The sequence below is a fragment of the Marichromatium purpuratum 984 genome (genome assembly GCF_000224005.2).
Lineage (GTDB): Bacteria > Pseudomonadota > Gammaproteobacteria > Chromatiales > Chromatiaceae > Marichromatium > Marichromatium purpuratum.
Map to the genome: position 1 here is coordinate 2705171 of NZ_CP007031.1, position 19937 is coordinate 2725107.

Annotated in this window: 17 protein-coding genes and 2 tRNA genes; 7 read left to right on the top strand and 12 right to left on the bottom strand. The window is 69.2% G+C overall.

The annotated features are described in order from the left end of the window. The first annotated feature begins 80 nt into the window (after nt 1–80). Nucleotides 81–719, top strand: a complete 639-nt coding sequence (locus tag MARPU_RS11770; RefSeq protein ID WP_005223522.1) for an MBL fold metallo-hydrolase — start codon at nt 81–83, stop codon at nt 717–719. A gap of 265 nt (nt 720–984) precedes the next feature. Beyond that, entirely contained in the window at nt 985–3825 is a 2841-nt protein-coding gene (locus tag MARPU_RS11775; protein WP_005223521.1) for a DUF349 domain-containing protein, read from the top strand. Nucleotides 3826–3865: 40 nt separating this feature from the next. Here the strand turns inward: MARPU_RS11775 and MARPU_RS11780 are convergent, their stop codons facing one another. Further along, nucleotides 3866–4333, bottom strand: coding sequence for a universal stress protein (locus MARPU_RS11780; RefSeq protein ID WP_005223519.1), 468 nt, complete (start codon nt 4331–4333; stop codon nt 3866–3868). A 186-nt stretch (nt 4334–4519) separates the two neighbouring features. On the opposite strand from MARPU_RS11780, the gene arfB reads away from it, so the two are divergent. Beyond that, a complete protein-coding gene (gene arfB, locus MARPU_RS11785; protein ID WP_005223517.1) occupies nt 4520–4942 on the top strand; it encodes an alternative ribosome rescue aminoacyl-tRNA hydrolase ArfB in 423 nt (140 codons plus the stop codon). Nucleotides 4943–4946: 4 nt separating this feature from the next. Here arfB and MARPU_RS11790 read toward each other — a convergent pair whose 3' ends face one another. The 6 genes from MARPU_RS11790 to MARPU_RS11815 all read right to left on the bottom strand — a co-directional run bounded on the left by MARPU_RS11790 (nt 4947) and on the right by MARPU_RS11815 (nt 9117). Continuing rightward, the gene (locus MARPU_RS11790) at nt 4947–5126 is read right to left on the bottom strand and encodes a hypothetical protein (RefSeq protein ID WP_005223509.1); all 180 of its coding nucleotides are present in this window, start codon (nt 5124–5126) and stop codon (nt 4947–4949) included. A gap of 81 nt (nt 5127–5207) precedes the next feature. Continuing rightward, a complete protein-coding gene (locus MARPU_RS11795; RefSeq protein WP_005223507.1) occupies nt 5208–5702 on the bottom strand; it encodes a GlcG/HbpS family heme-binding protein in 495 nt (164 codons plus the stop codon). 54 nt (nt 5703–5756) lie between these two features. Then, nucleotides 5757–6989 carry a flavodoxin-dependent (E)-4-hydroxy-3-methylbut-2-enyl-diphosphate synthase gene (ispG, locus tag MARPU_RS11800; protein WP_005223505.1) on the bottom strand — a complete coding sequence of 411 codons (1233 nt, stop codon included), beginning with the start codon at nt 6987–6989 and terminating at the stop codon, nt 5757–5759. Nucleotides 6990–7041: 52 nt separating this feature from the next. Then, nucleotides 7042–7899 (bottom strand): DUF4743 domain-containing protein, encoded by an 858-nt coding sequence (locus MARPU_RS11805; protein WP_005223504.1) that lies wholly within the window; start codon nt 7897–7899, stop codon nt 7042–7044. Between the two features lie 46 nt (nt 7900–7945). Then, entirely contained in the window at nt 7946–8779 is an 834-nt protein-coding gene (mazG, locus tag MARPU_RS11810) for a nucleoside triphosphate pyrophosphohydrolase (RefSeq protein WP_005223502.1), read from the bottom strand. Continuing rightward, the gene (locus tag MARPU_RS11815; protein WP_005223501.1) at nt 8779–9117 is read right to left on the bottom strand and encodes a hypothetical protein; all 339 of its coding nucleotides are present in this window, start codon (nt 9115–9117) and stop codon (nt 8779–8781) included. The genes mazG and MARPU_RS11815 overlap by 1 nt, the downstream gene beginning before the upstream one ends. Before the next feature lie 255 nt (nt 9118–9372). Here MARPU_RS11815 and MARPU_RS11820 point away from each other — a divergent pair. Together MARPU_RS11820 and MARPU_RS11825 are read left to right on the top strand one after the other, a co-directional pair. After that, nucleotides 9373–9449, top strand: a tRNA-Arg gene (locus MARPU_RS11820). A 90-nt stretch (nt 9450–9539) separates the two neighbouring features. After that, nucleotides 9540–9616 (top strand) — tRNA-Arg (locus MARPU_RS11825). A 172-nt stretch (nt 9617–9788) separates the two neighbouring features. Here the strand turns inward: MARPU_RS11825 and MARPU_RS17715 are convergent. Both MARPU_RS17715 and MARPU_RS11835 read right to left on the bottom strand, forming a co-directional pair. Continuing rightward, a complete protein-coding gene (locus MARPU_RS17715) occupies nt 9789–11795 on the bottom strand; it encodes an AAA family ATPase (RefSeq protein WP_232229463.1) in 2007 nt (668 codons plus the stop codon). Then, nucleotides 11774–13012, bottom strand: coding sequence for a helix-turn-helix domain-containing protein (locus MARPU_RS11835; protein WP_005223497.1), 1239 nt, complete (start codon nt 13010–13012; stop codon nt 11774–11776). The genes MARPU_RS17715 and MARPU_RS11835 overlap by 22 nt, the downstream gene beginning before the upstream one ends. 304 nt (nt 13013–13316) lie before the next feature. Between MARPU_RS11835 and MARPU_RS17720 the strand changes: the two genes are divergently transcribed. Further along, complete coding sequence (locus tag MARPU_RS17720) at nt 13317–13472, top strand: hypothetical protein (RefSeq protein WP_005223495.1); 156 nt, start codon at nt 13317–13319, stop codon at nt 13470–13472. An 8-nt stretch (nt 13473–13480) separates the two neighbouring features. On the opposite strand, the gene MARPU_RS11840 is transcribed toward MARPU_RS17720, so the two are convergent. The 3 genes from MARPU_RS11840 to MARPU_RS11850 all read right to left on the bottom strand — a co-directional run bounded on the left by MARPU_RS11840 (nt 13481) and on the right by MARPU_RS11850 (nt 18701). Beyond that, nucleotides 13481–16687 (bottom strand): EAL domain-containing protein, encoded by a 3207-nt coding sequence (locus MARPU_RS11840; protein ID WP_005223493.1) that lies wholly within the window; start codon nt 16685–16687, stop codon nt 13481–13483. A 246-nt stretch (nt 16688–16933) separates the two neighbouring features. Beyond that, nucleotides 16934–17734 carry a metallophosphoesterase family protein gene (locus tag MARPU_RS11845; protein WP_005223491.1) on the bottom strand — a complete coding sequence of 267 codons (801 nt, stop codon included), beginning with the start codon at nt 17732–17734 and terminating at the stop codon, nt 16934–16936. Between the two features lie 4 nt (nt 17735–17738). Next, entirely contained in the window at nt 17739–18701 is a 963-nt protein-coding gene (locus MARPU_RS11850; protein ID WP_005223489.1) for a diacylglycerol/lipid kinase family protein, read from the bottom strand. Nucleotides 18702–18970: 269 nt separating this feature from the next. Between MARPU_RS11850 and MARPU_RS11855 the strand changes: the two genes are divergently transcribed. Then, nucleotides 18971–19885: a patatin-like phospholipase family protein gene (locus MARPU_RS11855; RefSeq protein WP_005223488.1), complete on the top strand. Its 915-nt coding sequence runs from the start codon at nt 18971–18973 to the stop codon at nt 19883–19885. Nucleotides 19886–19937 lie beyond the last annotated feature (52 nt).

Here is a 19937-nt window from a genome sequence, read left to right on the forward strand (position 1 = left end):
CGGACACGCCGGGCTGGACACCCGGGCACGGGGCTGCGAGCATCCGCGCGCATCGATCCAATCAGCCCGACGACAGCCCAGTGCACTACCAGATCCAGCCCGTCACCTCCTTCCAGCAGAACTGCACCCTGGTGTGGTGCGATCGGACCAAGCGTGCCGCCATCATCGATCCCGGCGGCGAGCCCGAGGTCATCGCCACCCTGGTCGAGCAGCTCGAACTCGTCCCCGAGTACCTGCTGCTCACCCACGGCCACCTCGATCACGTCGGCGCCAGCGCCCCGCTCGCCACGCGGTTCGGGGTGCCGATCCTCGGCCCGCACCACGACGACGCCTTCCTGATCGAGACCCTGGAGCACCAACGCGAGCTGTTCGGGTTCCCGCCGGTCGAGCCCTTCACCCCGCAGCGCTGGCTCACCGACGGCGAGACCATCGCCCTCGGCGAACAAACCCTGGAGGTGATCCACACCCCGGGCCACACCCCCGGACACCTCGCCTATTACAACCGCGCGAGCGGCCTGATCCAGCTCGGCGACGTGCTCTTTCGCGGCTCGATCGGTCGCACCGACTTCCCCCGCGGGGATCACGCCCAGCTGATCGCCTCGATCCGCGAGCGGCTGTTCCCGCTCGGCGACGAGGTCTCCTTCATCCCCGGGCACGGCCCGATGTCGACGCTCGGGCGCGAGCGGCGCACCAACCCCTTCGTTCGCGACCCCGCCTGAGCACCACGACGGACCGGAGTCGCCGCGCTCGGTTACACTAGGGCGGCGCCGGCCCCGAGCGATGGCGTGGGCAGGGAGACGCCCACCGCCGCGGCCGGACGTCCGGCCCGGAGCGCGCTGTCGGCGAGACGGCGCGCCCCGGAAGAACCGATCGACTCGGAGCCGACCGAACCCTCGCGACGGCTCCGTCATTGACACCTTCAGCCACGGGCGCGGCGACGTCGCGCGCCGCGCGGGCTCGAGCGCAAACCTGGGTGGGACCGAGATGTTACTCAAACGCTTTCTCAAGCGGCGCAAGACCGACGCAACCGCACACCCGAGGACGCCACCGGCATCCCTCGAGCGTGAACCGGCCGAGACGCCGCCACCGCCGGTCGAACCAGGCGACCTCGACCGCCTCGCCGCAACCCTCGTCAGCGCGACGGCGGCGAGCGAGCGCGACGCCGCCGCGACCCGTTACGGCGAACTCCTCGCCCGCCTCCAGCCGGCCACCGAGCGCGCGCCGCGCCTGGCGGCGATCACCGCCCCCGAGGCGCTCGCCAGCCTCGCCCGCCGCTGCCCGGATCCGGCGTTGCGACTGTCACTCATCGCCCGACTCGACGCTCCCGAGGCGCTCGCCGAGTGCGCCCTCGAAGACCCGGTGGCGGCCAACCGCCGCGCCGCGATCGAGCGACTGGAGAGGCGCGAGGCGCTCGAACGCGTGGTGCGCGAGATCGGCAAGCGCGACAAGGTCGTCCACCGTCGCGCCCGCGAAAAACTGCGCCTGATCGCCGAGCGCGAGGCCGAGCCGCAGCGCATCCGCGAGCAGTGCAGCGGGCTGTGCGAACGCGCCGAGCGGCTCGGTCGGCTCGGCAACTGGACCCAGGACCGCGCGCTGCTCGACCATCTCGACCAGCAGTGGGGCGAACTCGAGACGCGCGCCGAACCCGAGCTGCGCGAGCGCTACCAGCAAGCGCGCGCGCGCTTCATCGCGGCCTTCGAGACGGCCAGCTCGGCAGCGGCCCGGGAGCAGGCCGAGCAGCAGGACCAGGCCGCGCGCGCCGCGACCTATCAGGCGCTGCTCACACGGCTCGAGACCCTCGCCGACGCCACCGCCCCGGAGGCCGCCGAGCTGAGCCGGATCGAGCAGGAATGGAGCGCGCTCGACCCGCTACCCGAGACCGAACAGGCGCCGCTCGAGGCGCGCCGCCGCGCACTCGCCAGCCGCATCGCCGATCGCGGCAGCCGCGAGCGCGCACAAGCCCAGGCGCGTACCCAGCTCGCCGAACACCAGGCGCGCATCGGCGAACTGCTCGACAGCCCCAAGCCGCTGGTCTGCCACCGCGCCGAGCGGCTGCTCGAACGCACCCGCGACTGCTGCGCGACCCTCGACGACGAACCGGTGAGGGCCGCATGCGGCACGCTCGTCGACCGGCTCGCCGCACGCATCCGCACCCAGCGGCGCAACGCCGAGCAGCGCCGCGACCAGCTCGGCGGCAAGCTCGCCGAACTCGAACAGCGTCTCGAGGCCGGCGAGCTGCGCAAGGCCGACGCCCTCTTCCAGAGCCTGCAGGCCGGGCTCGAACTGGTCGAGACCAGCGGCTGCGCCAACGCCGACAGCGTCCGCGCCGCCGAGCGGTTGCGTCAGCTCGCCCCCCAGCTGCGCGAGCTGCAGCAGTGGCGCCGCTGGAGCGCCGACCAGCACCGCGAGGCGCTGTGCACCGAGATCGCCGCGCTCGAGGCCGAGGCGCCGGCGCTCGAACAGGCCGCCGAGCAGCTGCAGTCGCTGCAACAGCGCTGGAAGGAACTCGACCGCTCCGGGGCGCGCGCCGACGAGACGCTGCGCGCCCGCTTCCAGGAGACTGCGACCCGCATCCGCGAGCGCTGCCGCCCCCATCTCGAGGCCCAGGCGGCCGAGCGCGCGGCCAACCGCGCCGCCTGCGAACGGCTCTGCGACCAGCTCGAGGCCTTCATCGAGGGTGTCGACTGGGAGCAGGCGGACTGGAAACAGGTGGTGCAGACGCGCGCCGACACCCGTCGCGCCTGGGCGGCGATCGGCCCGGTCGAGGCGCGTCACCGCCACGTCCTGGAGCGCCGCTTCCACCGCGCGCTCAAGCGTCTGGAGCGACGGCTCGAGAGCGAGCGCAAGCGTAACTTCGCCTTCAAGCGCGCGCTGATCGCCGAGGTCGAGACGCTGGTCGAGCACCAACCGCTCGAAGAGGCGCTCGAGCGCACCAAGGCGCTGCAACGCGACTGGCACACCACGGTCGCGGCGCGTCAAAAGGATGAGAACCGCATCTGGCGCGAGTTCCGCGCCGCCTGCGACGCGGTGTTCGCCCGGCGCGCGGCACTGCAGAAGGCCCAGTTCGCCGAGCTGGAGGACAACCTCGCCCGGCGCGAGGCACTCTGCACCGAGGCCGAGCAGAGCGCCGCGGACGAGACCACGCCGGAGCGACTCGACGCCCGCCTGGGCGAACTCGACGCGCGCTGGCGCGAACTGCAGTCACTGGCGGTACCGCGTCAGGCCGCCGGCGCACTCAAGGCACGCTGGCAGGCGGCGCGCGAGCGGCTGCTACAGGCACGACAGCACGCGCGCGACCGGGAGCGGGGCCGGACCATCGCACTGCTCGAGCGCCAGGAGATGCTGTGCGCCCGAATCGAGCTGGCAGCGATCGCCGAGCACGGACAGGGCCTCGATCGCGCCGCGATCGAGGCGGAATGGACCGCGCTCGGCGCGCTGCACGATCAGGCACTGCAGACGGCGATGGATGCGCGGCTGCAACGGGCCTGCGAAGCACTCGCCGATGCCGCGACGGCGCAGACGCTCGCCGCGGAGCTGGATGCACACGGCGAGCAGCGTCAGCAGCTCTGTCTCCAGCTCGAGATCCTCACCGGTATCGACTCACCGCCGGCGTATAGTCAGCAGCGTCTGGCGTATCAGGTGGCGCGGCTCGCCGAGCGCATGGGCGATGGCGAGAGCGACCCGCTCGGCGGCACCACCGAGCTGCTGCGCGACTGGTATCTGAGCGCGCCGGCGCCGGCCGACGCCGCGCTCGCCGCACGCTTCGCCCGAGTGGTCGCGGCACTGACCCCGGAGTCGGCGCACGATACCGGCACACCGGCCTGAACGGGAGCGGACGACACGGGGCGCGCGCCCCGTGTCGCGCTCAATCCTGGCCGAGTTTGACGCAGAGCACGTCGCAGTCGGGGTTGCGCAACACCTGCCGGGCGGTGGCGCCGAACAACCCGAGCAGGCCGTGACGGCCATGACTGCCGATCACCACCAGCCCGACGCCGAGTTCGGCGGCGACCTCGTCGATCACCTGACCGGTGGCGCCGACGCGCACCAGACGATCGGCAGCGGGCACGCCAAGACGCTCGCCGAGCGCGGTCATCTCCTGCTCGGCCACCCGCAGCAGCTCGGCCTCGAGCCCGGCCTCGCCGCCGATCAGCGGGTCGCCCGAATAGCCCACCGGCATGTAATCCATCGACGGCGGCACGTACTCGACCACGTGCAGCAGCGTCAACCGTGCCCCAAACAGCGCCCGCAGCCGCACCGCGCGCGCCACCACCGGCTCGCTCTCGGGTTCGAAATCGGTGGCGAGCAGCAAGTGCCCATAATCCTCTGTGTCCATCACACACCTCGCAGGACTTGACCAGGGCGGACCTTGCGGCGACACCCACGGCATCGCTAGACTGCCCACCCGCCCCTGCACTCCAGGGACATGCCGATTATCGACCATCGCCACCGGGATCGGCAGATATCCCCATCATCGACACCGCGGTTGCCCGGTCGCCGCGCGCCCTTCGACAGCCCCGCCATGCTCGAGATCACCCCGCAGATCCGTATCGCCGAGTCCGAACTCCAGGAGCGCTTCATCCGCGCCCCCGGCCCCGGCGGCCAGAACGTCAACAAGGTCGAGACCGCCGTCCAGCTCAGTTTCGACATCGCCACCAGCCCGTCGCTGCCCGAGGCGGTGCGTGCCCGGCTGCTGCTGCGCAACGATCGGCGCATCGACCAGTCCGGGGTGGTGCGCATCGAGGCCCACCGCCACCGCACCCGCGAGCGCAACCGCGCCGACGCGCGCGAGCGCCTCGCGGCGCTGATCCGCGAGGCCACCGCCCGCCCCCGTCCACGCATCGCCACCCGTCCGACCAAGGGCTCGCAGCGGCGCCGGCTCGAGGCCAAGCGCAAACGCGGTCGCGACAAGCAGCTGCGCCGCGTACGCCCCGGCGAGGACTGATCGCTCAGTCGCCGAACTCGGCGACGATACCGCCGCCCTCGGGGGTGATCACCAGCACCAGACGCCCCAGGGTGGGATGACGCAGGGTGAGTACCTCGACCCCGGCGCGGGTACGCGTCTCCACCAGCTCGCACTCTCCGCGCAGATCCGCGACCAGCGCGGGTTCGGCTTCGAACAGACGCATGACGGTCTCCTTCGGCTGACCGGCCGGCACGGCCGGTGGTGAGCGGACCGGCGACGCCTCCGCTGCGGCGCCGGGAATGGGTCAGAGCATGTCCAGGTCGTCGGCGATCGCCGCCAGCCCGGCGCGCGCGCAAGCCTCGTCGGTCGCACCGTCGGGCGCACCGCTCACCCCGACAGCGCCGACCAGCGCCGAGCCGGCGGCATGGATCGGCACCCCGCCGGGCGACATCACCAGCCCGTCGACCCGGCCGACGGCGCTCTCGGCGCGTTCGGCCAGCGCCGAGGTCGCGGCGTTGAAGTTGGCCGCGGTGAAGGCCTTCATCCGGCTGATGTCGACGGTGATGGGCGCGGCGATGGTGTCGCGCAGCACCACCTGCACCGTCCCTTCGCGATCGACCACGGTCGCCGCGATCTGGATGCCGCGCGCACGGCACTCGGCCACCGCGCCCTCGGCCACGGCGCTGGCCGCTGCCAGCGACAGCCGCTGCAGCGGCACCACCAGGGGGTCCTCGGCCCTGAGCGGACCGGCCATCGTCAGCATGGTCGCGATCGCGACCGGGATGATCGGCTTGCGCATCACTCGCTCCTCCGTCTGCTTCGATGTGCGGCGCCGCCCGGCGGCGGCGACCGGTCAGCGCGCGCGGTAGTGACGCTCGATGTAGTCGTCCACCATGCGCTTGAACTGCTCGGCGATGCCATCGCCCTTGAGGGTGGCGACCTTCTCACCGTCGACGAACACCGGCGCGGAGGCGCGCTCGCCGTTGCCCGGCAGGCTGATGCCGATATTGGCGTGCTTGCTCTCGCCCGGGCCGTTGACCACACAGCCCATCACCGCCACCTGCATCTGCTCGACGCCGGGATAGTTGCCACGCCACTCAGGCATGCGTTCGCGCAGATAGGCCTGGATGTCCTGCGCCAAGTGCTGGAAGGTGTCGCTGGTGGTACGGCCACAGCCGGGACAGGCGGTGACCATCGGGGTGAAGGAGCGCAGCCCCATGCTCTGCAGGATCTCCTGCGCGACCTCGACCTCGCGGGTGCGGGCCTCGCCCGGCGCCGGGGTGAGGGAGACGCGGATGGTGTCGCCGATACCCTCCTGGAGCAGCACCGCAAGCGCGGCGGTCGAGGCGACGATACCCTTGGAGCCCATTCCCGCCTCGGTCAGCCCGAGGTGCAGGGTATAGTCGCAGCGCGCGCCGAGCATACGATAGACGGCGATCAGGTCCTGCACCCCGCTCATCTTGCACGAGAGGATGATGTGGTCCTTCGCCAGCCCCAGCTCGACGGCGCGATCGGCGCTGGAGACGGCCGACTCGACCATCGCCTCGTACATCAGCTGTTGCGGCTCCTTGGGCGTGGCGGCGCGGTTGTTCTCGTCCATCATCCGCGCCAGCAGCTCCTGGTCGAGACTGCCCCAGTTGACACCGATGCGCACCGGCCGGTCGTAGCGACAGGCGGTCTCGATCATGCTCGCGTACTGCGCGTCCTTCTTCTCGCCGCGACCGACGTTGCCGGGGTTGATGCGGTACTTACCCAGCGCCTCGGCGCAGGCCGGGTGGTCGTTGAGCAGACGATGGCCGTTGAAGTGGAAGTCGCCGACCAGCGGCACCGCGCAGCCCTGGGCGTCGAGCGCCTCGCGGATGCGTGGCACCGCGCGCGCCGCCTCCTCGTTGTTGACGGTGATGCGCACCATCTCCGAACCCGCCCGCGCCAGCGCCAAGGTCTGACGCACGGTGGCCTCGACGTCGACGGTATCCGTGTTGGTCATGGACTGGATCACGACCGGGGCATCACCGCCGATGGTGAGGTGGCCGACGCGTACGGGGACGCAGGCGCGTCGCTGGATGGAGGATCGATCTGGGCTCATGTGCTGTTGATTCCGCGGAATGGATGAGGTGATGACTGCCGGGCTGGGCGGCTCAGCAGGGCAAGGGCGAGCGCAGCCCCTGGATGAGGGCAAGATAGTCCGGCTCGTCGGGCGCGATCAAGCCATGACGAATCAGGAAATCGATGACGACGAGGTTGCAATTGAGCTTGAACTCGTCGCTATCGCGCACGATCTCCACGACCTCATCGACCGGCATGCGATAGAAGGCCTGCACCTCGCCGTCGGTGCAGCGGGGCACGAAGTCCTCGGGCAGTTCGAGATCATAGCAGTACATGACATCGGGCTTGAGCCCGCGCTCGGAGTCGCGACAATAGCTCACCGCGCCGACCGGCACCGCCAGGTCGGCCAGTGCTGCGGCCATCCCGGCCTCCTCGGCGCACTCCTTGCGCAGGTTCTCGCGCAACCCCAGGCCGTGCGGCAGGCCGCCGCCGACGAGGTTGTCGAGCCGGTTGGGATAGAGCCTGCGATCGGCGGCGCGCCGCCCCACCCACATCTCCAGCCCGTGCGCGGTGCGCACGAAGCCGTTGAGGTGCTGGCCGAAGGCGCGGATACCGAAAAAGGGACCGGCGGCGCGATCGAGCACACAGCAGGCACGCTCGCGCCCGTTCGGGGTCACCGGGTAGAGTTCGCCGTGGGCATAGGGGATCTCGCCCTGCGCCACCAGCGTCTCGACCACCTCGGCGAGCAGCGCCGAGCGCGCCGCGAAGTCGCGTGGCGCGTTGACCCAGTGCACCGCCTGCGGCTCGACGCGGAACCAGCGCGGCCAGCGCGTCAGCGCCCGCGCCGCGGCATGGCGCAGGGTGCCGATCCGCACCCCGTCGAGCAGCCAGGGCACAAAGTCTTCCGGGTCCCAGCGATTACAGGCGAGGATCTTGTCATACAGCCCCATCAATCGGTCTCCGTCGCGCGCGCCCGACGGCGCGCCATGTGATGATTCAATTCCGCTCCTCCCGCTTGACCTCGACCCACAGCCGCTCCATCTCGTCGCGCAGCTCGGCGGCGGGCGCCTGCCCGGCCTCGCGCAGCCGCGACTCGACCGCGCCGAAGCGCCGCTCGAAGCGCTGTCCGGCCTCGCGCAGCGCCTGCTCGGCGTCGACGCCGAGATGACGGGCGAGGTTGACGCAGGAGAACAGCAGATCGCCGACCTCGTGCAGTCGCTCGGGATCGCCCGCCGGGCGCGCCAGGGTCTCGCGACACTCCGCCAGCTCCTCCTCGACCTTGGCGAAGACGCCAGCGGCGTCGTCCCAATCGAAGCCGACCCGCGCCGCGCGCCGTTGCAGCTTCTCGGCGCGCAGCAGCGCCGGCAACGCCCGCGCCACGCCGTCGAGCGCCCCGGACGGCGCGGCGCCCGCGCCCTTGGCAGCGCGCTCGGCGGCCTTCACCCGCTCCCAGTGCTCGCGCACCGCCGCGCCGTCGTCGAGCGCGGTATCGGCGAAGACGTGCGGATGACGCCGCACCAGCTTCTCGCAGATCGCCTGCACCACCTCGGCGAAGGCGAAGCTGCCGCGCTCCTCGGCCATGCGGGCGTGAAAGACCACCTGCAGCAGCAGGTCACCCAACTCGTCGCGCAGCTCCGGCATGTCGTCGCGCTCGATCGCATCGGCGACCTCGTAGGCCTCCTCGAGGGTGAAGGGCAGGATGGTGGCGAAGGTCTGGGCGAGATCCCAGGGACAGCCCGAGCGCGGATCGCGCAGCCGCGCCATGATCGCGAGCAGGTCGTCGAGGTCGTAGCGGCGCGGCGCCACGGGAGCGGAATCGGTGGAGGACATCAGAAGAACAACCCGAGCAGCATGGAGAGCAGGATACCCCAGCCCCAGACCCGGAAGGCGATGCCGATGAAGGCCTCGGGCATCGCCGGCGCGCCACGGCGCAGACGCGCCCAGAGATAGGGGCCGGAGAGGAACCAGGGCAGGAAGCCGAGCAGCGCCGGCAGCGCGATCACACCCGGCACCGGCGCCTGCAGCAGCAGCGATATCGCCGCCACCGGCCAGAACACGAAATAGGCCGCGCTCAGACGCGCCTCGAGATCGCAGACGCGCACTCGCACGGCCAGCGCCAGCGCGACCAGCACCCAGCCGGAGACGATGGCGATGATGATCAGACGCATCTCTTCTCCCCTGTCGGATCCGGTTCACAACGGCGCGACACGGCACGGCGCCACCGCGTCCGATGGTAGCGGATCGGCCGCGCGAGGGTCCATCGACGAAACGGATCGCGATCAGGGGTTGACAGCACGGACGAAGGCCGGAATAATTGTCGCCTCTTCGGTGTTCGATGTCGGCAACGACGCCACTGAAGCCGCTCAATCAGCCTGCAGGCATGCGAGGCTGGATAGAGCCTCCAGGGATGGAGCAAAATTCACGCGCCCGTAGCTCAGTTGGATAGAGTACCTGGCTACGAACCAGGTGGTCGGAGGTTCGAATCCTTCCGGGCGCGCCATACAGAGATCGCCTCAGATCATCATCTGAGGCGTTTTCATCAGGGCCCCACCGAGCCCTCGGCCTCACGCCGCAATCGCTGGAACACGATGCGCCCGTAGCTCAGTTGGATAGAGTACCTGGCTACGAACCAGGTGGTCGGAGGTTCGAATCCTTCCGGGCGCGCCATACAAGATCAACGGCCAGTCGAGCAATCGACTGGCCGTTTTTCGTTTCTGAAGGGCAAAAACTCGGACAGGCCCGCGCAACCCTGCCCGGCTACGGCGCGCAAAGGCCCGCCCCCATCGCTGCCGACTCCAGCACGGGCGCATCCGCCCCGCCTCTTCCACGGCGCGGCTCATCAGTCCTCTCGGCGCAGATAGGCGGCCAGCACCGGGATACCCAGCCCGCCGTCGTCGGTGATCAAGCAACGACGGCGCAAGCGGCGCCGTAGGCGCCGGTCCAGCAGGCCAGGGTCCGGCGCCTCTCCCGCGGCAAGGGCCACCAGATACTCAAGACCCGCTGCGGGAATGTTCGCCTTGCCCACGATATATCGGAAGTAGGCCGCGCCCTGACCCAGCACCTCCGGCTCCACCGCCGCGCAGTCGGCGACCTCGGCCCGACGCCGCTCCAGGCGATTGAGCCGCATCAGGATGAGCTGACCATAGAGCTGAACCAGATACGGCTGCCCCAGGGTACGGCACCACACCGCCTCGGCCACGGCGGCAGGCATGACCTCCGGCGGGAAATCCGCTGTCGGCCGGGTCAGCAGCTCGATCACGTCGTCATGCGCCAGATGCCCGATGGCGATCTCGCGCAGGTTGATGAAGTGATCGTCCCACAGCTCGCCGAGTTCATCGAAGGGGGCCGCGCCAGAGACCAGGATGCGCACCCGACGCCGGTGTTGGATGGTCGCCCGCACCAGCCCCATGAATTGGCGCAGGGCGTGTTGATCATTGGGGAAGAGCGTCTCCAGGCGCTCGAACTCATCGAGACAGATCAGGACCCGCGCCTCGCCCTGGAGATGCTCCAACCGATCCAGCCACTCACGCAGAGCCTCGAGGGGCGCACCGGCGGGCAGCTCCGGGAGCATCAGCCGCTGGTCGCGCCGGGCCTGCTCGCGGGCCGTCTTGACGAGGGCCGCGACCAAGGCCCCTGGCGTCTCCACCGGATGGTCCTGCAAATCGAAGAAGACGGTGGTGATGTCGGGGAGCTTGATCGGCAGCATCTTCAACAGCGAGGTCTTGCCGCAGCGCCGGGGACCGATGAGGGCGATCGAGGCGGCACTGGAAGCATCGCCGAGAATGGCCTCGAGGTGAGAGACCAGGATGTCGCGGCCGCGAAAAAGCTCCTGCCCGAATTGCGGGTCCAAAGGTTGTCCGGCGCGGAAGGGGTTGGGCAGCTCATGCGCCCCCTCGGCCTCGGTCTCGGCATGCCAGTGCTTGACGAAGGCGATCCAGCGCTCGACCAGCGCGCGATAGGGACCGGACTCCAACCCGGATTGGTCCAGCAGTCCGTTGGCGACGGCACGCAGCTGACCCTCCGCGGCGGCGAGCCGCTGAGCGCGCTGGCCGTGCAGGCGTGTCAGCGCCGCCGCGCGCAGCTGCCGCGCCGTCTCACGCAGCGCCGCAAGCGTGGCATCCGCCGAGTCGGAATCCGGCAGCCAGTCCCCGCGCAGCTCGGCCAGGTCGTCGAAGGCGCGCGCCTCCAGCAGCGCGTTCAGCTCGCGCACCCGCAACTCGACCAGGGCGCGGCGTCCCGCCCGGCGCTGTCCGGGCGCCACCGCGCAGGCGTCAAGCGCGCGCCGCGCCAATTCGGGATCGCGCGTGGCGGTGTCGAGTATATGAGCCGTGAGCGCGGGCAAGGGCAGATAGCTCAGCTCATGGTGAAGGACCGGGCTCCAACCCAGCGTCACCGCACCGCCATGACGCTGGAGACCGAACGACAGGAGCTGCCAGGGCCACTCGAACAGATAGAGTGGCAGTCGTAAATAGCTTATAATGATGGCCACGCCCCCGGCCACGCCCCCGGCCACGCCCCAGGCCACGCCCCCGGCCACGCCCCCGGCCACGCCCCAGGCCACGCCCAAGGCCATCTCGCCGATGTCGATATCGACGCCAACCAGCGCAAGCAACAGCCCAACACCACCGACTAGGCCGGGCATGCCAATCGTCAGCAGCAACAGCATGCGCAGGAGGTACACCCGTCCAGGACCACCCTCACGCCACAAGCGCCAACCGGCGGCCTCGGGGTCGATCCCGTTGGCCTTGAGGTGATGGTGCAAACTGATCGGGCGCAACAGCAGCCAGCGGGCGAGTCGCCCAAGCGTCGGCACCGTCTCCACCGCTAACCCGTCTCTTTCAGCCATGCGCTCAACACCCGTCCGAACGGTCTGCCATCCGCCGTCATCAGCCCCTGGGAGCACAGACGAAAGTCTGGGGCCGGTCGATCAAGACCGCGGCGCAGCCGCTCCCGCTCACCGGCGCCGAGGATCTCCCACCAGCTCGCCAGTTGACGCTCGGCCTCGTCGCGAAAGCGCGCCAAGGCCTCGGCGCGCGCGTCCCCGCCCCCATCGCCGCGGGCCTCGTACAATCGACCGGCGAGCAGCATGAGATAGAAGGGATGCCCTCCCGCCCACTCGAGCAACCACTCGGCATCCCCTTCGCGCCAGCGAGTCTCGCCACGCGCAATCAATTGGCGCGCCTCCACGGCCCCGACCGCGACTGTCCGCCCGGCCGGTGGCGGGATCTCTGCCGCCTGACACCCCGCCTCATCAAGCAAGCCCACTCGACACAGTTCCAACAGATTCAAGAAGGGCGAGGTCCGTTGATCCTCGTGGTAGATGGCATCGATGCTCTGACGCGAGGCGAGCACCAGACACAGACGCCGATCGGTCAGCATCCCGCGCAGCCGTTCCAGAAAGCGCACATCACAGCGAAGGAGGAAGGGCTTGGCATCGTCGAGCAGGATGAGCGGGCGTCGGTAAGTGGCCTCACGCCGCTGGTCACACCAGCGTGACAGGCAGTCAGCCGCCCCGTCCGGCGACTCGGGGACCTGACCGATCGACGATGTTTCCGCAAGGATGGCCTCCACGAAGGCCTGATGATCGCGCCCCGCCACGCCATAGCCAGAGAGCAGGTGGACACAATGGCCGAGCCCGGATGCTTCAGACCGCCAGGTCTCGAGAATGGAGCTCTTACCGATGCTGCGCGCGCCCACCAGCGAGACACCACGCCCCTCATTGAGGGCCAGCTCGAGACGACGCAGGATCTCGTGCCGACCCACGAAGCGATCGCCATATGCCGGAGAGAGATGATCAAAGGGCGTGGCCTTGTCAGCATCCTCCGCTTGACCGGACAAGGCCCGATGCGGGCGATACAGCGCGCTCACCTCAACCCCGAGCGCATCGGCGATCTTCTTCACCGTTGACGGGTGCGGGCAACGCGTTTTCCCGGAGGCCAACCGCTGCAGCGTGCGTGCATCCAGATCGACCACACGCGCCGCAAGCTGCTCGATCGAAAGGCCCTTTTCCTTCAACAGCCGCTTCAGCGCCTGCCGCTCAAAGACGTCTTCATCCTGCTTCATCCTGTCTCCCTGATAAGACCCGGACGCACCACGCCATCAAGCCACCTCAGGCGCACCGGACGGGCGAGAACACCTATCGGCCAAAACCTTTAACAACAGAAGGGAATTCCTGTCAATTGCCGGTGATTTGTCCAGGCGCATCCATCAGCCAACGGATGACGGCGAACAGTGGTCGATCTTGCCGGGAGATTGTCGTCGCGAGAGGGCTCGACGAAGGGGGTTTGCCGATGGTTTGGTGCCCTGATGGGGGCGCGCCCGAATCGGGAGACTGAAGGCATGTCCACAACCACCGACGAGGTGCCGCATGCTCATGCTCACATTCGCCAAGGCGATCTGCTACATGGCCCTGGCCATGCTCCATCTACTCCCCAAATGGGTGTTGCAGCAACACCAGCGACTGCTCATCGGCCTGCTCTATCTGCTCCAGGCGGCCTTGCTGCTGAGCGGGTCGCTGCTATAGGGTCGCGCTCATCCACCCGCCTCCACCCGCCCCGCCCGCAGCAGCGGCTCGACCTGCTCGGCGGAGAGCGGGCGGCAATAGTAATAGCCCTGGGCGACGGTGCAGTGGTGGGCGAGCAGGAAGCGGCGCTGGGCCTCGGTCTCGACGCCCTCGGCGATGCGTTCGAGACCGAGGTTCTCGCCGAGCCCGATGATCGCCTTGAGGATGGCGGTGGCCTGGTGAGGCAGTTCGGGGCGCTCGTCGATCTCGGCGAGGAAGGAGCGGTCGATCTTCAGCGAGTTCACCGGCAGGCGGTTGAGGTAGCTCAGCGAGGCGTAGCCGGTGCCGAAGTCATCGAGCGCGATGGCGAAGCCGTGATCGCGCAACTCCGTCACCACTGCCACCGCGCGCTCGATCGAGCGTATGGCGGCGCTCTCGGTGATCTCGAACTCGAGCAACCGGGGGGCAATGCCGAAGGATTCTGCGGTGTCGGCGAGACGCCGCGCCAGACCGTCCTGGAAGAGTTCGTTGGCCGAGAGGTTGACCGCGATCGGCACCGGCGGCAGGCCGCGCGCGCGCCAGTCGACGAGACGGCGGCAGGCAAGCTCGAACACGATGGGGCCGAGCTGGAGGATCAGCCCGGTGCTCTCGGCCAGCGGGATGAAGCGTCCCGGCGGGATCAGCCCGCGCTCGGGATGCTGCCAGCGCGCCAGTGCCTCGAGACTGAGAAGACGTCCGTCACGCAGATCGACCCGCGGCTGGAAGTGGAGCAGGATCTCGTCGCGCTCGAGCGCCAGCCGCAGATCCTGCTCGAGCTGGAACTGCTCGTGCAGCCGCTCGTTGGTCTCGGGGGTGAAGAAGCGATAGCTCCCTCGCCCCTCGGACTTGGCCATGTGCAGGGCGGCGTCGGCATGCCCGATCAGCTCATCGGAGGTGGCGGCGTCGTCGGGATAGAGCGAGATGCCGATCGAGGCGCTGATCAGTACCGAGCGGTCCTCGATCGCCACCGGCGGGGCGAGCACGCCGCGGACCTGTCTGACCAGCTCGATGCAGCCCTCTGCGCGCGGCTGCTCGGCAGTCAGCCAGATGAAGTTGTCGCCGCCGAAGCGCGCCAGGGTGTCGTGCGCGCCAAGGATACCGAGCAGCCGCTGCGCGACCTCGCGCAACACCTGATCGCCGGCCTGGTGGCCGAGCGAGTCGTTGATCAGCTTGAGGTTGTCGAGATCGATGGAGAGCAGCGCCAGACCACGCCCACTGCGCGCCCCATGAGCCAGGGCGCGATGGATGCGTTTACGCATCAGTCGACGGTTAGCCAAGCCGGTGAGCGGGTCGTAGTGGGAGAGGAAGGCGAGCTTGTCGGAGAGGGTCTTCTCGTCGCTGATATCGACCAGTCCGCCGTAGTAGCAACGCACGCCGGGGGCGTCGGGATCGGCCTGGCACTCGGTGGTGGCACGCACCCAGCGCAGCGTATCGTCCTTGTGACGCAGCCGCAGCTCGCAGGTCGAGGTCTGGCCGGGTTCGAGATCGGCGATGTTGTCGTCGAACAGCTCACCGTCCTCCTCGATCACCATGAAGCGCCAGCTGCGCTGCGCCAGCACCTCTTCGAGCGTATAGCCGGTGAGCGCGAGGATGGAGTCGGTCATCCACTCGATCCAGAACAGTCCGCCCTCGCGCCGCTGGCTGGCATAGGCGACATCGGTCATCACCGAGGTGACCTGGCGGTAGCGGGTCTCGCTGAGCAGCAGGTCGCGCTGGATCTGCTGGCGCACCAGCAGATTGACGATGGTCTCGCCGAAGACCTGCAGCACCTGCCCCTCGTCGTCGGTCCAGGCCCGCGGTTCACGCGCGCTCTCGAGCCCGAGGGTGCCGAACAGCTGACCATGGCTGGTGAGGGCGACGACCAGCAGCGCTCGGGTGCCGCGCGCGCGCAGCATCGCGCGCTCGAGGTGCGCCTCGGGCGGCAACCGCTCGATGTCGGGGATGGCGATCGGCTCCTGGCGCTGGATCTGGCTCATCCGCCAGGGCGTTTGCGACAGTGGCGCGGCCTGCAGCGACGGGCGGCTGGGCGGAATACCTTCGTGAAACCACTGGTGCTGCAGACGCAGGGTCTGGGTCTGGCTGTCGAGACGGGAGAGGATGCAGCGGTCGGCCCCGAAGAAGCGACCGATGCGCTCCAGCGCATGACGCATCAGCCCCTCCAAGGCATCCGAGGAGGCATTGAGGAACTGCGTCGAAAGCTCTGCGATCAACTGCTGGAAAGCGAGCTGGTGACGCAGCGCCTGCTGAATGTGCTCGCGCTCGGTGATGTCGGTGATCAAGCCCTGGAGATAGAGGATCCGCCCCTGCTCATCGCGCTGGACGCTGGTGTCCTCCTCCACCCAGTGCACCGAGCCATCGGCCCAGAGGATGCGATAACGCTGGGTAAAGGCCGGCTCCTCGGCGCCGAGGAAGCTGTCGAACCCCTGTTCCAGCGTGGCGCGATCCTCGGGATGGACCAGGTCGACGAAACGCATCTCGCCGGAGCCTACCTGCTCGAGCCGATAGCCCCAGCGCCGGATGTTCTCCGAGGCATAGCGGATCGGCCAGCCCGACTCGGGCGACCAGCGAAAGGCGACGATGTTGCTCGCGTCGATGATCTCGGCCGCGGCGCTGAGCTTGGCATTGGCCTCGACCAGCGCCTCACGCTGAGCGATGCGCTCGGTCTGGTCGACGATGTTGCAGATCAGCTCGCACTCGTCGGTGTTGGGGATCGGCAAGCGGATCAGTACCAGGTCGACGATCAGCGTGCCGCCCTCGCGCCCCTGCAGCTCGACCTCGCGACAGCTCGCCTTGCCGTCGTCGAGGGCGCGCTCGAGCGCGGCGCGCAGAAAGGGCTGGTGTCCGGGCGCGGCCAGACGCTCGAAGCGCCGGTGCTCGAAGGCGCACAGCCGGGCGGCCGCGGCATTGAGATCACGGACGTCTCCCTCCGGGCTGATCCTGAGCGTCGGTTGCGGCTGCTCCTGATAGAGCCCGCGGAAACGTTGCGAGGCGATCTCGCTGGCCTGCTCGCTCTCACGCAGCGCCTCTTGCTGCAGTTCGAGTTCGGCATGATAGACGTGCAACTCCTCGAGCAACGCGGTGATATCGACATCACCCTGCCCAATGGCCTCGAGCACATGAGCGAACCGGCCTTCGCGCAACACCTGTCGGGCGCGCTCACGCAGTGCGTCGCTGGACTTCGGGGGGGTCTCACTCATCGTCTCACCATGGATCACCGCGACATCGCCCACCACCGGTGTCGGCGGCAACCGGCGGAGGGAAGCTGCGCGCCCGGCGACATCGATACGACTCGGATCGCGCCGAGCGCCGCGAGCACCCCACTCCCGACACACCAGCAACGGCCGGGCCGTGCAATCAATCGGGTTCGCACTCAGAGGTGAGGCTGACGCCGAGCGATCCCAAGCATCATCGCACCGGCGCGCCCCGCAGCGGCGACAACCGGCTCAGCCGCTCTCGGCCAATACCCGCCAGCCCGCCTCGGCGCGCCCGAAACACCAGTACGCCGCACTCGCGAACCCGGCGCCGTCCCAGGACCGCATCTCGACATGGATGCGGCCCTCATCGGCGCGGATCCAGTTGAAGGCGTTGGGCTCGCCCTTGCAGCGGGTGGAGATCGCGGTACCCGCCTGGGCCACCACCACACCTTCGGCGACCCCGGCATAACCACGATGGAGATGGCCGCCGAGGATCAGGTCGATGCGCGCGCGGCGCAATCCTACCAGGGTACGACGCGCACGCCCGACCAAACCACGGCGACGCAGCTCGGTGGAGAGCAGGAAGGGATGATGGGCGACGAGGATCCGCACCGCGCCGGGCTCGACCTCTGCCACCAGTCGCTCGATACGCGCCAGCTGAGCGCGGTTGACGCGTCCGCGCGACCAGTCGGGGTGCGGTCCCCAGCGCCGCGCGGTGTTGATACCGACGGCGATGAAACCGGCGCCGGCCAGTTCGGGCTCGAGCGCGCGATCGAGTCCGGCGCGCCAGCGTCCCCAGGGGTCGATGAAACGCAGCAGCGGTCGCCATCCGGGTAGGTCGTGATTGCCCGGCACCGCCAGCACCGGCGCCGGTAGTCGGGCGATGAACTCGGCGACGGCGGTGAACTCGGCGCGCCGCGCGCGCTGGGTGAGGTCGCCGCTGAGCACCACCAGGTCGGGCGCCAGGGCGTGGAGTTCGACCTGCAGCGCAGCGGCGCGGCCGGGGACGTCGCGACCGAAGTGGAGATCGGAGAGGTGGGCGATACGCATCGTCTCAGACCGTCCGCGGCACCAACATCGCCACCGTCGCGCGCTCCAGGGTGAAGCGCAGCGGCGTGCGCAGCCGCACCCGCTCGCCGTCACACATCACCGACACGGCGCGGCGCCGACCGACGCCGATCTCGGCATGGCTGGCCGCGGTGGCGAGCAGCGCATCGTCCTGCTGCCAGGTGCCGAACATCAACCGCACCCCCAGACGCATCAACTCGATGCCCGAGGCATCACGCACGGCATAGAGCCCGAGCTGGCCGGCGTCGAGCCGAGGGCGGCACGGCACCGGGCCGGAGCGGTCGTCGATCAGGTTGGCGGTCACCACCAGCGCCCGTGCGCGCAGTCGCTCGTGGCGCTCGTTGGTATGCAGCCGCAGGCGCAGGTGGCGATAGCGCTGGATCAGCGACAGCCCTCGCCATGCCAGCTTCGGCCACAGCACCCAGGGATTGCTGTCGCGCGTGCGCTCACGCTCGCGCCAACGCGCCAACAAGGAACCGAAACCGACCATACAGGCGCAGAGAAAGGGTTTGCCGTTGACCCGACCAAGGTCGATATGACGCACCTCGGCGTCGAGCAGTGCGTCGATCGCCGCCCCGGGATCGAGCGGGATGCCGAGATCGCGCGCGGTCCAGTTCATGGTACCGCAGGGGATGATCGCGATCGGCGTCGGGCGACCGGCCAGGGCCTCGACCACCGCCAGCACGGTGCCGTCGCCACCGGCGACATAGATGGCTTGATAGGTCACGCTCGAGAGCGCCGCGCGCAGCATCTCCTCGACCCGTCCGGCGACCAGCGCCAGCTCGTCGACCCAACGCCCCCGCTCGCTCAGGCGTTGACGCAACAGGTCCACCGCAGCCTGCGCCTCGGTACTGCCCGAGGCCCGATTGGCGACCACCAACACTCGCCCGTCGGCAGGCACCTCGAGCGCGGCGGCACGGGGCTGGGGTGGCGCTGCGGCGGCAAACATGTAATGACTCCTCCTCGTCGGCTTGCGGTGGCACGGGGCTGCATTGATACATGGGGACAGATTCGGTCGATATGAACCTCGTCATCGAACCGACGCTTGATCCCCGGACAATGCGCTTATAACCTGATCCGCGACGCGGCGAGGTCGTCACCAGGATATCGTCGCGCGCATGACACCGAGCGCCCCGCCCTGCCGCGAGGGTGCGTCAAGGATCGCGCGGCGCCGTCTGGCAACCCCGCCGACGAGCGGCACACCATTCGAGGTGTTCCATGACCGAGTCGTTCGCCAGCGGTGCCCGGACCACGCACCAGACACATCGAGCCCGCCCCCCGGAGATCAATCGGGTGGTCCCCATCCTCGCCGGCGGCGGCACCCGACTACCGGCCCACGTCGGCGTCATCCAGGCACTCGACGAACTCGACATCGACTGCCAACACATCGTCGGCGTCTCCGGCGGCAGCATCGTCGCCGGACTGTTCGCCGCCGGGTGGTCGGCCGAGGCGATGAGGGAGCTGGCCATCAGCGTCGATTTTCGCCAGTTTCGCGACTTCAGCCTCTATCAGCTGCTGTTTCGCGGCGGGCTCTCGTCCGGTGACGGCTTCGAGCGATGGATGGACAAGATGCTCGAGGGCGCGCGCTTTCGCGATCTGTCGCGCACGCTCCATGTCGTCGCCACCGATGTGCGCAACGGCTCGCCGGTGGTCTTCGATCGCGACCACGACCCCGACATGCGCGTCTCCCAGGCGATCCGTTATTCGATGGGGATCCCGCTGCTGTTCGCCTATCGCGAGTATCGCCAGCACCTGATGATCGACGGCTGCATCCTCTCCGAGGACGCGCTGCGGCGCGACTGGGCCGGCGACGGCACGCCCAGTTGCTGCTTCCGGCTGCGCGCCAACGAGCAGAACGAACGCCCGGTGGAACGCCGCCGGGTACCGTTGCCGGGCTATCTGCAGATGCTCATCCGCGCCTTCATGACCTCGCTCTCGCGCGAGTTCGTCCAGGACGCCTTCTGGAACACCACGGTGGTGATCGACACCGGCGAGATCTCGCCACTGGAGTTCCGTCTCAGCCCCGAGACCAAACTCACGCTCTACCAGACCGGCTACCGCACTACCCTCGAGATCCTGCCGGTGAAGCTCGGCAAGCTCCTCGCCCAGCGCGGAACCGAGGCGCCCGGCTGACCCAGGCCTCGCCCCCGCCCGGCGGCGAGAATGCCAGTCACTGCAACCGCGA

Bases quoted from the DNA above. Each gene is read 5' to 3' on its own strand.
- MARPU_RS11775 (WP_005223521.1), top strand. From the start codon at position 985: ATGTTACTCAAACGCTTTCTCAAGCGGCGCAAGACCGACGCAACCGCA.
- MARPU_RS11780 (WP_005223519.1), bottom strand. From the start codon at position 4,333: ATGGACACAGAGGATTATGGGCACTTGCTGCTCGCCACCGATTTCGAA.
- arfB (WP_005223517.1), top strand. From the start codon at position 4,520: ATGCTCGAGATCACCCCGCAGATCCGTATCGCCGAGTCCGAACTCCAG.
- MARPU_RS11790 (WP_005223509.1), bottom strand. From the start codon at position 5,126: ATGCGTCTGTTCGAAGCCGAACCCGCGCTGGTCGCGGATCTGCGCGGA.
- MARPU_RS11795 (WP_005223507.1), bottom strand. From the start codon at position 5,702: ATGCGCAAGCCGATCATCCCGGTCGCGATCGCGACCATGCTGACGATG.
- ispG (WP_005223505.1), bottom strand. From the start codon at position 6,989: ATGAGCCCAGATCGATCCTCCATCCAGCGACGCGCCTGCGTCCCCGTA.
- MARPU_RS11805 (WP_005223504.1), bottom strand. From the start codon at position 7,899: ATGGGGCTGTATGACAAGATCCTCGCCTGTAATCGCTGGGACCCGGAA.
- mazG (WP_005223502.1), bottom strand. From the start codon at position 8,779: ATGTCCTCCACCGATTCCGCTCCCGTGGCGCCGCGCCGCTACGACCTC.
- MARPU_RS11815 (WP_005223501.1), bottom strand. From the start codon at position 9,117: ATGCGTCTGATCATCATCGCCATCGTCTCCGGCTGGGTGCTGGTCGCG.
- MARPU_RS17715 (WP_232229463.1), bottom strand. From the start codon at position 11,795: ATGGCTGAAAGAGACGGGTTAGCGGTGGAGACGGTGCCGACGCTTGGG.
- MARPU_RS11835 (WP_005223497.1), bottom strand. From the start codon at position 13,012: ATGAAGCAGGATGAAGACGTCTTTGAGCGGCAGGCGCTGAAGCGGCTG.
- MARPU_RS17720 (WP_005223495.1), top strand. From the start codon at position 13,317: ATGCTCATGCTCACATTCGCCAAGGCGATCTGCTACATGGCCCTGGCC.
- MARPU_RS11840 (WP_005223493.1), bottom strand. From the start codon at position 16,687: ATGAGTGAGACCCCCCCGAAGTCCAGCGACGCACTGCGTGAGCGCGCC.
- MARPU_RS11845 (WP_005223491.1), bottom strand. From the start codon at position 17,734: ATGCGTATCGCCCACCTCTCCGATCTCCACTTCGGTCGCGACGTCCCC.
- MARPU_RS11850 (WP_005223489.1), bottom strand. From the start codon at position 18,701: ATGTTTGCCGCCGCAGCGCCACCCCAGCCCCGTGCCGCCGCGCTCGAG.
- MARPU_RS11855 (WP_005223488.1), top strand. From the start codon at position 18,971: ATGACCGAGTCGTTCGCCAGCGGTGCCCGGACCACGCACCAGACACAT.